Origin of the sequence: Pseudomonas sp. D47, from assembly GCF_045447305.1 — a bacterium.
In the GTDB taxonomy this organism is placed as follows: Bacteria; Pseudomonadota; Gammaproteobacteria; order Pseudomonadales; family Pseudomonadaceae; genus Aquipseudomonas.
On sequence record NZ_JBJGXU010000006.1, the window covers coordinates 41,964 to 54,722 of the forward strand.

At 61.1% G+C, this 12,759-nt stretch carries 10 protein-coding genes; all 10 read right to left on the reverse strand.

All coding sequences use genetic code 11. The features are described 5' to 3' along the window. Positions 1-137: 137 nt before the first annotated feature. The 10 genes from mutS to ACI77I_RS06700 all read right to left on the reverse strand — a co-directional run bounded on the left by mutS (position 138) and on the right by ACI77I_RS06700 (position 12,758). Positions 138-2,717: a DNA mismatch repair protein MutS gene (gene mutS / locus ACI77I_RS06655; RefSeq protein WP_406979852.1), complete on the reverse strand. Its 2,580-nt coding sequence runs from the start codon at positions 2,715-2,717 to the stop codon at positions 138-140. A 697-nt stretch (positions 2,718-3,414) separates the two neighbouring features. Beyond that, entirely contained in the window at positions 3,415-3,600 is a 186-nt protein-coding gene (locus tag ACI77I_RS06660; protein ID WP_406997163.1) for a DUF3606 domain-containing protein, read from the reverse strand. An 816-nt stretch (positions 3,601-4,416) separates the two neighbouring features. Then, the gene (locus tag ACI77I_RS06665; protein WP_406997164.1) at positions 4,417-5,766 is read right to left on the reverse strand and encodes an ATP-binding protein; all 1,350 of its coding nucleotides are present in this window, start codon (positions 5,764-5,766) and stop codon (positions 4,417-4,419) included. Further along, on the reverse strand, positions 5,742-6,407 hold the full coding sequence (locus tag ACI77I_RS06670) for a response regulator (RefSeq protein ID WP_406997226.1): 666 nt from the start codon (positions 6,405-6,407) through the stop codon (positions 5,742-5,744). The genes ACI77I_RS06665 and ACI77I_RS06670 overlap by 25 nt, the downstream gene beginning before the upstream one ends. A gap of 64 nt (positions 6,408-6,471) precedes the next feature. Beyond that, the gene (locus tag ACI77I_RS06675; RefSeq protein WP_406997165.1) at positions 6,472-6,900 is read right to left on the reverse strand and encodes a hypothetical protein; all 429 of its coding nucleotides are present in this window, start codon (positions 6,898-6,900) and stop codon (positions 6,472-6,474) included. 16 nt (positions 6,901-6,916) lie between these two features. Next, positions 6,917-7,681, reverse strand: coding sequence for a hypothetical protein (locus ACI77I_RS06680; RefSeq protein ID WP_406997166.1), 765 nt, complete (start codon positions 7,679-7,681; stop codon positions 6,917-6,919). Between the two features lie 87 nt (positions 7,682-7,768). After that, entirely contained in the window at positions 7,769-8,797 is a 1,029-nt protein-coding gene (locus ACI77I_RS06685; RefSeq protein WP_406997167.1) for an ABC transporter ATP-binding protein, read from the reverse strand. Continuing rightward, positions 8,794-10,356, reverse strand: a complete 1,563-nt coding sequence (locus ACI77I_RS06690; RefSeq protein ID WP_406997227.1) for an ABC transporter permease — start codon at positions 10,354-10,356, stop codon at positions 8,794-8,796. The genes ACI77I_RS06685 and ACI77I_RS06690 overlap by 4 nt, the downstream gene beginning before the upstream one ends. 27 nt (positions 10,357-10,383) lie before the next feature. Beyond that, positions 10,384-11,397 carry an iron ABC transporter substrate-binding protein gene (locus ACI77I_RS06695; RefSeq protein ID WP_406997168.1) on the reverse strand — a complete coding sequence of 338 codons (1,014 nt, stop codon included), beginning with the start codon at positions 11,395-11,397 and terminating at the stop codon, positions 10,384-10,386. Positions 11,398-11,765: 368 nt separating this feature from the next. Next, complete coding sequence (locus ACI77I_RS06700; RefSeq protein ID WP_406997169.1) at positions 11,766-12,758, reverse strand: tyrosine-type recombinase/integrase; 993 nt, start codon at positions 12,756-12,758, stop codon at positions 11,766-11,768. Position 12,759: the final 1 nt, after the last annotated feature.

The following is a 12,759-nucleotide window of genomic DNA, read 5'->3' on the forward strand; positions in this document are numbered from 1 at the left end:
ATTCTCTCCTCAGGCGGCGGCAGCGAAACCCCTTGTGGTGGGGTTCGCGAGGTTCGGGAGCGATAGTCTGCAGACCAGGCTAAAAGCCTGCAGCATCCCAAACCGCGCGAGAGTCTACCAGCTTGCAAGCGTCTGCGTTATATCCGAGTCTGCAGTGCATATAACATTTCTAGCGCTTTGCGCGGCGTCAAGCCGTCCAAGTCAAGCTTAGCCAACTCATCCAGCACCGGATGCGGCAAACTGGCGAACATGTCGCTCTGGTGCGGCGCGCTCGGTTTATTGCTGGCTTTAGCTGGGCTTGCCACGGGCATCTCGTGGGGCAAGGCGGTTTCTTCCAGGCGGCTCAGGTGCTCGCGGGCACGGGTGATCACCTCGCTCGGCACACCGGCCAGTTGCGCCACGGCCAGGCCGTAGCTCTGGCTCGCCGGCCCCGGCAGCACGTGGTGCAGGAACACGATGCGCTCATTGTGCTCGGTGGCATTGAGATGCACGTTAGCCACCAGCGGCTCGTTTTCCGGCAGTACGGTCAGCTCGAAATAGTGCGTGGCAAACAGCGTATAAGCGCGCAGATGCGCCAAGCGCTCGGCCGCCGCCCATGCCAGGGACAGACCATCAAAGGTGCTGGTGCCGCGCCCCACTTCATCCATCAGCACCAAGCTGCGTTCGGTGGCGTTGTGCAGGATGTTGGCGGTTTCGCTCATTTCCACCATGAAGGTCGAACGGCCACCAGCCAGGTCATCGCTGGAACCGATCCGGGTGAAAATGCGGTCCACCAGCGACAGCTCGCAACTGGCCGCCGGTACAAAGCTGCCGATATGCGCCAGCAACACGATCAACGCGGTCTGGCGCATGTAGGTGGATTTACCGCCCATGTTGGGACCGGTGATCACCAGCATGCGGGTATCGTCATCCAGCGACAGGTCGTTGGCAACGAATGGCGTAGTCAACACCTGCTCCACCACCGGGTGGCGCCCCTGCACGATGCGCATGCACGGCTCACTGACAAAGCGCGGGCAGTTCAGGTCGAGGTTCAGCGCGCGCTCAGCGAGGTTGCTCAACACATCCAGTTCCGCCAGGGCGGCGGCGGTGTCTTGCAGTGGCGCCAAACGGCTGATCAAGTCTTCGAGCAAGGCTTCATACAGCATCTTTTCCCGCGCCAGAGCGCGGCTCTTGGCCGACAGTGCCTTGTCTTCAAACTCTTTGAGCTCAGGCGTGATAAAGCGCTCGGCACCTTTAAGGGTTTGACGCCGCTGATAGTCGATCGGCGCCGACTCGGCCTGCTTGCTCGGCAACTCAATAAAGTAGCCGTGCACGCGGTTGTAACCGACCTTCAGGTTGGCCAAGCCCGTGCGGGCTTTTTCGCGGGCCTCCAGGTCAATCAGGAACTGCCCGGCGTTCTCGCTCAGCGATTGCAGCTCATCCAGTTCTGTGTCGTAACCGGTTTTCAGCACGCCGCCGTCACGGATGATCGCCGGCGGGTTGTCGATAATGGCTTTTTCCAACAGCGCCGCGAGGTCCGGGTAAGTGCCGGCCGTCACGGCGAGTTGTTGCAGGTGCGGTGTGTCCAGTTCAGTCATCGCCACTTGCAGTTGCGGCAGCGCGCTCAAGGCATCGCGCAGGCGTGCCAAGTCACGCGGCCGCGCATTACGCAGACCGATCCGCGCCAGGATGCGCTCGATATCACCGATTTCTTTCAGCTGCGGCTGCAGCATTTCAAAGCGATAGCCATCCAGCAGGCAGGTAATAGACGTCTGGCGCGCTTGCAGCACCGTCAGGTCGCGCAGTGGGCGGTTCAACCAACGGGTCAGCAAGCGGCTGCCCATGGCGGTCTGGCAACGGTCGACCACCGATTGCAGCGTGTTATCGCGGCCACCGGCCAGGTTGGTGTCCAACTCCAGGTTGCGACGGCTGGCGCCATCGAGCACCACGGTATCGTCCAGGCGCTCATGGCGCAGGCTGCGCAAATGCGGCAGGGCGGTGCGCTGGGTTTCTTTGGCATAGCCGAGCAAACAACCGGCGGCGCCGATGGCCAGGGTCAGGTTTTCGCAACCGAAACCTTTAAGGTCTTGCACCGAGAATTGCTGGCACAGACTCTTCAGTGCCGAATCACGCTCAAAGTCCCACGGCGCACGACGCTTGGTCCCACGACGCTTCTCCGCTGGCAAGTCCTTAGGCCAATCATCCGGAATCAACAACTCCACCGGGTTGATGCGCTCCAGCTCCGCCAGCAAGTTCTCCCAGCCCTTGATCTCCAGCACGCTGAAATTGCCACTGGTGATGTCCAGCACCGACAGGCCGAACAAACGCTCATCGCCCAACACCGCCGCGATCAAGTTGTCACGACGCTCATCCAGCAACGCCTCATCACTCACCGTGCCCGGCGTAATAATGCGCACCACCTGACGTTCCACCGGCCCCTTGCTGGTCGCCGGGTCGCCGATCTGCTCACAGATCACCACCGACTCGCCCAGCTTCACCAGCTTGACCAAGTAGCCTTCCAACGAATGGTAAGGAATCCCACACATCGGAATCGACTGCCCCGCCGACTGCCCGCGCGCGGTCAAGGTGATGTCCAGCAACTTGGCGGCCTTCTTCGCGTCTTCGTAGAAGATCTCGTAGAAGTCGCCCATGCGATAGAACATCAACTGATCAGGGTGCTGGTTTTTCAGGCGCCAGTACTGCTGCATCATCGGGGTGTGGCTGGAGAGGTCAGTCATACGCGGGTTTCAGCTCTTCCTGTCTAATAGACAAATCAAATCCGTCTAATACTACAGGGAATTTTGCTTGATTTGGGAGACGGGTTCGGTGTTGGAGAATGGTCAGAGCTGAGCATTTAGAGAGCAATTGGAGGGCTTCTAAGGGGTGGCATTCCCTTCTATTCATATTGGAGCACCTCAGCGCTCGACTCTCTGCATGCAGTATATCGTCAGAGGGAATTGACGGAAAAAGCGCGGCTCGCCAATGTCAGCTAACGCCCAAAAGCAGTCATCGCGTGGGTGCTGAACGGGATTCGGTGTGCGTCTGAAGTGATGCGGGTTCGAGTCTCTTTTTACCGCCAAATTTAAAAAAAAACGAGCCACTGGTTCTACTAGAGAAATTATGAGGTTTGTGGTTTTTGGCATCTGAAAATAGTCCCATAGGACTGGCGCCCTATGTTGGTGCGAAAGAACATTTCCTTTGGCCAACGTAGCGAGCACGTTTTCTCTCGATACCCAGAACATCACGGACGCCACAGCTTACCGCTGTTACTGAGCGTTACAGGTCATACTTAGCTGATAACGCTGAGTTTGCTGCGGTGCCGTCTGTCTTCTTGGTAACGCAGAATCCTCACCGTGCTAGTGAGTGGCATTGCTGATGCGCAACTAAAGTCTGTTTAGAGGCGCATTCACGTCTATCGATCTTAGTCTTGGATGGTCAGGCGTGCTGGGAGAGAGCGAAATGGCGCGTTACTGCCGTAAGTGAATTCCCCGTCTGGCGGACAGCAGCCCTGATCTCATCTTTAGTTACCCCGAACTTCACGGCCCAAAAACATAGCTCGAAACCGTCGTTTATGTTGATTATGAGTGCGTCGGTGTTAGCCACAGATTTTTGCTTTTTCATTGGACGTTCCTTGTCAGAATTCAAGAGTGCTCTGTCAGGGTAGTCTGTGCAGACGAAGAGCGCTGAGGTTTTCTGAGCTACTTTTAAAAGTTTTTGATCGGTTGTCTTTGATCCTGGCGGTCGGTGAAGTTGATCGTACGGACAGAACATCGTTTGGGAATCGGCTACATGATGGTGAGAACTGAAATCGCCAGGATCTGAAGCCGATTGGGGAATTACGAATTTTGGAAGTGATCACCCATTATTCAGGCGATCATGTCCTACTGCATAAATCGAGACGCAACAGATTATCCTAGGCCCCATGGTCAATTTCCTACAGACACCTAATTAGGGACCTGGCTATTATCCACTAAACAGATGCGCATAACGGAATCGAAGTCATGGGCGAGCAATGGATTGCTGTTACTAGTATGTTGGCGATGGCATGGATCGTATTCATCGCGCTGATTATCGAGAGGTACCTCTTTTGATTCCCAAGCGCGCCGGCAAACCCTGGCAATTTTGAAATGTGCTTGTGGGCGGAAGTCGGAGAAACACACCAAAGCGCCCTTAACGTCACCCCATCTTCCAATAACGCCGCTTATGTTCAAAAGGCCCATACACTTGAACCAGGTGTGGGAGCCTTTTTAAGGTAGCCGTAACCAAGCCCTCCTACACTGGCATGCCAGTGCAGGGGGCTTGGTTGAGGAACGCGTCGTCCGTGGCGTCAAAGGGTTTCACTGTCAGGCGTCTATAGGGCTGATAAGGCCAATCTAGGGCGGATGTTGGCAAAAAAAGTCAAATAAGGTGGTGATTGTTTTTGTTCGGCGCAGGTGCTTACAGCGCTTGCAGCCAAACCGTCACGCACAGGCCACGCTGCGCTTGGGTATTGCTGAATGACAACTGCACCCGTGCGCCGCTGCGCTCTGCAATCGCCTTGACGATCGACAGGCCCAGCCCGGAGCCGGCCTCGTCGGTGCCCAGGCTGCGGTAGAAGGGGTCGAACACCCGCGCCTGTTCCTCTGTGGCAATGCCGGGGCCGGAGTCCTTGATGTGCAGCAGTACGGCGCCTGGGGTCTGGGTCACCGAGAGGTCTATGCGCCCGCCCTCCGGGGTATATCGAATGGCATTGTCCACCAGGTTTTTCACCAAGGTGAACAGGTCCATCGCGTTGAAGGTCACGTGCACGTCCTGGGCGCCGTCCGTGCCGATATCGAGTTGCTTGAGTTCGGCCAGCGGCAGCAGGTCTTCAAGGACCTGACGATACACGGCATGCACCGACAGGCGGGTGCGCACCCGCTCCGAGGTTGACTGTGCTGCCGCCAGACTCAGCAGTTGGTCAATCAGCTGGCGCCCACGCGCAATGCCCCGGGACAGCGGCACAAAACGCTCGCGGCTCATGGGCGACATCTCGGTGGCGGCCAGCCGGTCGGCCTGCAACGCCAAGGCCGTCATGGGCGAGCGCAGCTCGTGGGCGGCATCGGCGACAAACCGCCGCTGACTGTCCATGGACTGCGCAACGCGCGCCAGCAGGCGATTGATCGCCACCACAAACGGGCGCACTTCGGTGGGCAGGTGCTGCTCCTCGATGGGGTGCAATTCTTGCTCGGCGCGTTGGTCGATCTCGGCCGCCAGCACCCCAATCGGGCGAAACAGCTTGCGCACCAGGTCGCCGACTACCAGCAACAGCACGGGGAACAGAATCAGGAACGGCAACAAACTGCGCCAGGCGGCTCCACGGGCGTCTTTGTCGCGGGCGTCGGACTCCTGGGCCACGGCGATGCGCTCGCCACCGGCGGTGGTGTGCACCAGCACGCGAAAGGCTTCACCGGCCACCTGAACCGTGGACAAGCCATCCGCCCGGCTGACGGGAAAGGGCAGGGGCAGGGCTTCATCGGTGGTTCCCGTGGCGTGCGGGCTGTCGTTCAGGCGCTGGATGATCACCCGGGTTTCTTCGTCGTCACCGGCCAGCGCCGGGCCTTTTGGGTATTGCAGAGTCATCTGCTGGCGGTCGAACAGCATCGCCACCTGGCGCAAGGTGGCGTCCTGTTGTTCGTGAGTTTCTTCAAACGCAGAGACAAACGCAAACACGCTGGCCGCCAACGCCACCAGCAGGATCGCCAGGCACAGGGTCACCGACAGCCGCAGTTGCACCGACTCACTCAAACGCTTTTTGAAACCATCCATCCCATGCCCCTGACATTCTTGATCACGTGGGTGCCCAACTTGCGCCGCAAGGCGTGAATCAGAAACTCGATGGCGTTGCTCTCCACTTCATTGCCCCAGCCATACAGACGGTCTTCCAACTCACTGCGCGAAAGGATCGCCCCCGGGCGGATCAGCAACGCTTGCAGCAGGGCAAATTCGCGGCTGGACAACGCCACCTCGCGCTGTTCGTCGGTGCTCGCGTGTTTGCTCAGCAGGTCCAGGGTCACCACGCCATTGCCCAGCACCGACTGGGCGGCTCCACCCTTGCGGCGCAGCACGGCGCGAATGCGTGCCAGCAGTTCGGCGATGTCGAAGGGTTTGAGCAGGTAATCGTCGGCGCCGCCGTCCAGGCCGCGCAGGCGGTCATCGAGGCTGTCGCGGGCGGTGATGATCAGCAGGGGCACGGGGTTGTTGCGCGCGCGGATGCATTCCAGCACCTCGAGGCCGTCCTTGCCGGGCAGGCCTAGGTCCAGCAGCACCAGGTCGTAGAGGTGGGTGTCGAGGGCGGCCAGGCCCGTAAGGCCGTTTTTGACCCAGTCGGCGGCATAGCTCGCATCGCTGAGCGCGCGCTGGATGGCGTCGCCAATCATGGGGTCGTCTTCGACCAGTAGAATCCGCATCTTGCTCTCCAGCGCCAACGCAAACGCGGCGAGGAAGTCGCCGCGTGTGTAGTGAAGCATGTTGTCAGCCTTTCATCGAATCGAAGGCCTTGAGCAGGTCGTCCATCGCGGCCTGGCAGTCGGCCTGGTTCGGGCTGGTGTCACGCAATGCCGAGAGCGCGCGGTCGATGGCTTTATCCAGCACGTGCCAGTCGCTGGCGGCACGCGGCTTGATCCCGGCTTCGGCGCTGTCCCAGCTGCTTTCCAGGTCCTTGATGCGGGCTTTGGCGCCGGCCAGGTCGTGCTTGGAGACCAGGGCCGACACGTCCACGGCAATGTTGCGGAACTCCGACAGGTCCCCTAGTTTCGAGGCCTGGCGCTGGCTGCTGCTTGAGCCGGCACTGGGTGCAACCTTGGGTTTATCGGCAGGTTTCGAGCAGCCAGTGGCGATGCTTAGCAGGCCGATGGCGGAAATAATCGCGACGTGGCGGATCATGTTTCTGAGGTTAAGCATGGTGATGTCCTTGGGTTCAATTAGTAAGGGGTTTGCGGTTACCGACGCTGAATTGCGCCACGGCCACCAGCAGAACGATGACGAACAGGAACAGCGCGCTGGTCCAACTGGCTCCCATGCCCAGGCCGCCATAAGTCTTGGCCTGGGTGAGCAGGTCGCCCAGCGAAGCACCGAAGGGGCGGGTGAGGATGTAGGCGACCCAGAAGGTCAGCACGCTGTTGACGCCCAGGCGCCAGGCCAGCAGGGCAACGCCGATCAGGCCGGCAAAAATCACCGCGCCGAGGGTGAAACCCAGGCCCAGCGCCTCGGTTGCCAGGTCGCCGGCGGCAGTGCCCAGGGCGAAGGTGCAGAGCACCGTGGTCCAGTAGAACCATTCGCGCCGTGGGGTGACAATGTCGCGGATCGACAGGCTGCGCTCGGTGCGGTACCAGAGCATAAAGTTGAGCGCGAGCAGCACCGAGAAAATTGCCGTGCTGACATACAGGCTGACGTCGAGTTTATCGGTGAGGATATCGGTGATCTGTGTGCCGACGATGCTCACCAACACCACGGTCAGCCAGTAGATCCACGGCGTGTAGGCCTTGGTGCGCAGTTGGCCGAACAGCGCGAGCCCCAGCAGCGCGGCCATGCCGAGGCTGGTGGGGCCGGCGCCGAAGCCGGCATCCACGGCGAGGTAATCCGCGCCGGTTTCCCCCACGGTGGTGGACAGTATCTTGATCACCCAGAATGATAGCGTCACCTCGGGTACTTTGTTCAGCCAACGGGCTGCTGTGGCATTCATCGGGATTACCTCTCCTTGACCGCGCGGTGGTTGGCGCAAGGGAGAAGGTACGTCACGAGACTTAGCTGAGACTGAGGGCCGGTTTTTTTATCCAAACAGCACGTGGGCGGTGCCCGTGGTCGACAGGTGCACCGCGCTGCCGGCCGGTGGCGCCAGCAGGCCGGCGCTCCGCACCAGGATCGTATGGCTCGGGTCAGCGTGCAACGCCACGGTCAGTGTGCAGGTGTTGCCGCCGAACTCGCGCTCCGTCACCACGCCAGGGCAACCGGTGGCACTGAGGTGCACTTGCTCGGGGCGCAGCATGATCCGCGCCTTGTCGTGGCTCAGCGGACTGTTGGTCTGGATCCGCCCCAGGTCGCAGTCGGCCCAGCCGGCCTGTATACGCGCGGGCAGCACCACCGCATCCCCGAGAAACAGCGCGGTCTGCTCATCAGCCGGGTACTGGTACATCTCCATCGGGTGGCCCGACTGCACCAGGCGGCCCTGGCGCATCACCGCCAATTGGTCGGCAAATGACAGTGCTTCCGCCTGATCATGGGTCACCAGAATGGTGGTGATGCCGGCATCGCTGAGCAGTCGCGCGACCATCTTGCGCATGGCCGAGCGCAAGCCGGTGTCCAGCGCCGAAAACGGCTCGTCCAGCAGCATCAGGCGTGGCTGTTGCGCCAGGGCGCGGGCCAGCGCCACCCGTTGCTGTTGGCCGCCGGACAGTTCATGGGGCCAGCGCCGCGCCATATTGGCGTCGAGGGCCACGCTGTCCATCAGCTCGGCGATACGGCTGTGGTGCGCCTCGCCCTTGGTCGCCAGGCCAAAGCCGATGTTGTCGGCCACCGTCATGTGCGGGAACAGTGCGCCATCCTGCGGCACATAGCCGATCTGGCGCTGATGGGCCGGCACAGCATGGGTGGCGTCCACTAGGACCTGGCCGTTGAGTGTGAGGCTGCCGCTGTCGGGGAATTCAAACCCGGCGATCATGCGCAACAAGGTGGTCTTGCCGGAGCCGGAGGGCCCGACGATCACCGTGCGCCCGCCGGTGGGCACCGACAGGCTGACGTCGGCCAAGGCGCGCTGGCTGCCGAAGGATTTGCAGAGGGCGTGGAGTTCAAGGGCGTTCATCGGCCTGCCGTGCGTTTGGATTGGTGGTAGAGGAGGCCGGTCAACGGCAGTGACAGCAGGATCATGATTAGCGCGTAAGGCGCGGCGGCGGCGTAGTCGATCTCGCTGGTCATCGCCCAGAAGCCGGTGGCCAGGGTGCGCGTGCCATTGGGTGCGAGCAGCAAGGTGGCAGTCAGCTCGTTGGCGATAGCCAGAAACACCAGCGCCGCTCCGGCAGCCGCGGCGGGTGCGGCCAGGCGCAGGGTGATCAGCCACAGGGCGCGGCTGGGCGAGCGGCCGAGGCTGCGGGCCATGTTTTCCAGCTCCACCGGCGCCTGGGCGATGCCTGCGCGCAGGCTCACCAGGGCCCGTGGCAGGAACATCAACAGGTAGGCGAGCAGCACGGTAATAGTGGTTTGGTAGATCGGCCGGGCGAAGTGGATGGTCACCGTGACCAAGGCCAGCGCCACCACGATGCCCGGCAACGAACTGGTGATGTAGTTGCAGCCCTCTAGAATGCGCTGCAAGCGCCCCGGCGCACGGATAGACAGCCACGCAATCGGCACTGCCGCGCAGGTGGTCAGCACCGCGCCGGCCACTCCCAGCAATACGGTTTGCTCCAGCGCCGGCAGCAATTCGTTGAAGCGCCAGACCTCGCGGCCGCCGGCGATCAACCATTGGCCCAGGGTCACCAGCGGAACGCCCAGGGCCAGCGCGCAGGTGAGGCTTTGCAGGCCCAGGGCGAGCAGGGTGGTGCGCGGGCTCAGGCGCACGATGCGCTGCTCGCGGGCGCTTCCGGAGCCGACCCGCGCATAGCGGGCGTGGCCGCGTGCGGCGGACTCGGCGGTGAGCATCGCCAGGCAACACAGGGCCAGTAACGCCGCGAGCATATTGGCCGCCGGGCCATTGAAGGTGGATTTGAACTGATCGAAGATCGCGGTGGTGAAGGTGTCAAAGCGGATCATCGCATACAGGCCGTACTCGGCCAGGAGATGCAGGCCCACAAGCAGCGCACCGCCACAGATCGCCAGGCGCAACTGCGGCAACACCGCGCGCCAGAACACCGCCCACGGCTTGAGGCCCAGGGACTCGGCTACATCTTCAATCGCAGGGTCGAGCCGGCGCAGGGTCGCCGCCACCGGCAAGTACAAAAACGGGAAATAGGCAATCACAGACACCAGCACGCCGGCCGGCAAGCCGTGTATCGAAGGCACCAGGCTCACCCACGCGTAACTGTGCACAAACGCCGGCACCGCCAGCGGCGCGACTGCCAGCAGCGACCACAGCCGCCGACCCGGCAGGTCGGTGCGCTCGGTCAGCCACGCCAGCGCAATACCCAGCAGCATGCACAGGGGCAGGGTGATCACCACCAGCAGCACGGTGTTGACCAACAGTTCACCCACACGCGGGCGCCACACCAGCGCTTCGATCTGCGCCCAGCCGATTTGCCAGGACACGCCGATCACAAACGCAATCGGCAGCAGTGCCAGCAGCGACACTAGCACCGACAAACTCGTGACCCACCTGCCCCCACGGCCTTTGAACAGGCCGTGAACGCGGCGTTGCGCGGGCGCCGTCAGCGCCTGGGCCGCAGCCTCAGGCAACAATCAGAGCAGCCCGGCCTGGGTCATCAACTCCACCGCTTTTTTGCTGTTGAGCTTGGAGGCGTCGACTTTCGGCGCGTCCAGCTGTGCCAGCGGTGTCAGCTTGGGGTTGGATTGCGCGCCCTGGCCCACGGCGTATTCGAACGAATTGCCGTCCCTGAGGATTGCCTGGCCGTCTTTGTCGGTGATCCATTTCAAGAACGCCTGGGCTTCTTCTTTATGTTTGCTGGAAGCCAGTACCCCGGCGCCGGAGATGCTCACAAACGCGCCAGGGTCCTGGTGCTTGAAGTAGTGCAGTTGGGTGTTCTTGCTGTTTTCGCCGGTCTTGGACTGGTCGACGAAGCTGTAGTAGTGGTAGATCACGCCGCTGTCGACCTGGCCAGCGTTGACGGCCTTTAGCACGGCGCTGTTGCCACGGTAGATGGTCGCATTGGCTTTCATCGCGTTGAGCCAGTCGAGGGTGGCGGCTTCGCCCTTGAGCTCCAGCACGGCGGCGACGATGGCCTGGAAGTCAGCACCGGCCGGCGAAGCAGCCCAGCGGCCGTTCCAGTTGGCCGAGGCCAGGTCCATCAGGGATTTGGGCAAGTCGGCTTCTTTGAGCTTGCTGGGGTTGTACACAAACACCGTGGAGCGCGCGGCAATGCCCAGCCACTTGCCATGGGCCGGGCGGTACGCGGCATCAACTTGTTGCAGGGTGGCCGGCGCGACCGGCGCGAACAGCCCGGCATTGTCTACCAGCACCATGGCCGGGGAGTTTTCGGTGAGGAACACATCGGCCGGGGAGGCGGCGCCTTCCTGCACGATCTGGTTGCCCATCTCGGTGTCGTCGCCGTTACGGATGGTGACCGGAATCCCGGTTTCCTGGGTGAAGCCTTCAACCCAGGCCTTGGTCAGACTTTCGTGCTGGGCGTTGTACACCACGATGCCGGTCGTTTCGGCGGCATACACCTGCCCGGCGCCGACCAATGCGGTGGCGATAAGGGCTTTAGTGAGGAAAGACGGTAGACGGGAAGCCATACGTTGAATGCTCCGTTTTTTATGGATACACAGGAAGCCCGTGGGTTGTCGATTGATACTCGGCCAATAGGAATCATTTGCATGTTGAAGCGCGGCGAATGTAGAGCCGTGAATGAGAAAAAAACGTCAAATAAACGGTTAACAATTGTGAGTGGGCTTATCAAACGACGCGGTTGCAACTATGGGAGGGCGCCTTCTGTCGGTGCTTACTCCCCGGTATTAATCGCCCCTACTTTCGTAGCCGTCTAGAACGGCCGCAATGGGTCGACTTTTGCATGTGGCTACCTTCCGCTATTGGCCGATTGCGGTCGTTCGATTTACAGGTTCGAAGAAGCATTCAGAGAGCCTGATATTTGATTTGGTAAAAATTAAAGTTTTGTAGGGTTAGGCATTTTGGGAGGAAGTCCGACGTTCACTTTTCTTAGACGCAAGTACCGTTGCGTCATCTTGGCGTCGGTGTGGCCACCAAGCTTCTGTGCGTCGTTGCCCTGATCATCGGTATCAGAAAGCGACTTGGCGCGCAGATCGTGCAGGCTCGCGTCCTCGACGCCGGCCTTCTGGCAACTCATGGCGAATGCGTCTTTGACCGAGCTGTAGTGCACCGGCTTCCCGCCGCGCGGGGAGCAGAACAGGGTGAGCCCGCGGATCTTCCTGGGCAGCGCTTTCACCCGGGCGATCAGCTCTTCCAGGTCGGGCATCATCTGCACCAGCAGTCTGGCGTTGGTCTTTTCCTGCTTGAAGGCGATACCGTCGGCGCTTATGTCGGCCAGGCGTATGGCCAAGACATCGCCGATGCGCTGGCCCGTCAGGTAGCACATCTCATAGATCACGCGCATGTTGTTGCTTGAGTTGGCGCAGATCGCCTGAAACTCGCCGTGGGTGATGTACCTGTCGCGCTTGTGCTCCAGGTGCCGCCGTACGCCGATGCACGGATTCGAATCGACGATCTGCTGCTCCAGGGCGTAGGTGAACACCGCTCGCAGCACCGATATAACCCGGTTCGACATATTCGGCGTGTCAGCCATGTGCAGCTTGAGCGCGACGACGTGCCGCTGCAGTACTTCGCGGGGCTCGAAGTCGGCGAAGTTCTCTTTCAGCCGCTCGCACGCCGCCTCGTATTGCTTGAGTGTGTTTGGCTTGAGTGGTGGCTTGGTCCGAGTGCGCATGTGTTCGAGCGCATCATCGATCAGCTTGGGCATACCGCCCTGGCTGCCCTTGTCCAGGAGCTTTGCGTATTCCGCCAGTGACGCCTGGAAGTCAGTGCCAAGGCGCTTCCACTTGCCCTTGCGGACCAGGTAGTAAGCGCCGTGCTTCTGGTACATGCACGCCGGCAGGTGCCGGTCCTTCTTGCGTGGACGCATT

Excerpts from the sequence above, each read along its gene's own strand:
- mutS (WP_406979852.1), bottom strand. The coding sequence starts at position 2,717 with ATGACTGACCTCTCCAGCCACACCCCGATGATGCAGCAGTACTGGCGC.
- ACI77I_RS06660 (WP_406997163.1), bottom strand. The coding sequence starts at position 3,600 with ATGAAAAAGCAAAAATCTGTGGCTAACACCGACGCACTCATAATCAAC.
- ACI77I_RS06665 (WP_406997164.1), bottom strand. The coding sequence starts at position 5,766 with ATGGATGGTTTCAAAAAGCGTTTGAGTGAGTCGGTGCAACTGCGGCTG.
- ACI77I_RS06670 (WP_406997226.1), bottom strand. The coding sequence starts at position 6,407 with ATGCGGATTCTACTGGTCGAAGACGACCCCATGATTGGCGACGCCATC.
- ACI77I_RS06675 (WP_406997165.1), bottom strand. The coding sequence starts at position 6,900 with ATGCTTAACCTCAGAAACATGATCCGCCACGTCGCGATTATTTCCGCC.
- ACI77I_RS06680 (WP_406997166.1), bottom strand. The coding sequence starts at position 7,681 with ATGAATGCCACAGCAGCCCGTTGGCTGAACAAAGTACCCGAGGTGACG.
- ACI77I_RS06685 (WP_406997167.1), bottom strand. The coding sequence starts at position 8,797 with ATGAACGCCCTTGAACTCCACGCCCTCTGCAAATCCTTCGGCAGCCAG.
- ACI77I_RS06695 (WP_406997168.1), bottom strand. The coding sequence starts at position 11,397 with ATGGCTTCCCGTCTACCGTCTTTCCTCACTAAAGCCCTTATCGCCACC.
- ACI77I_RS06700 (WP_406997169.1), bottom strand. The coding sequence starts at position 12,758 with ATGCGTCCACGCAAGAAGGACCGGCACCTGCCGGCGTGCATGTACCAG.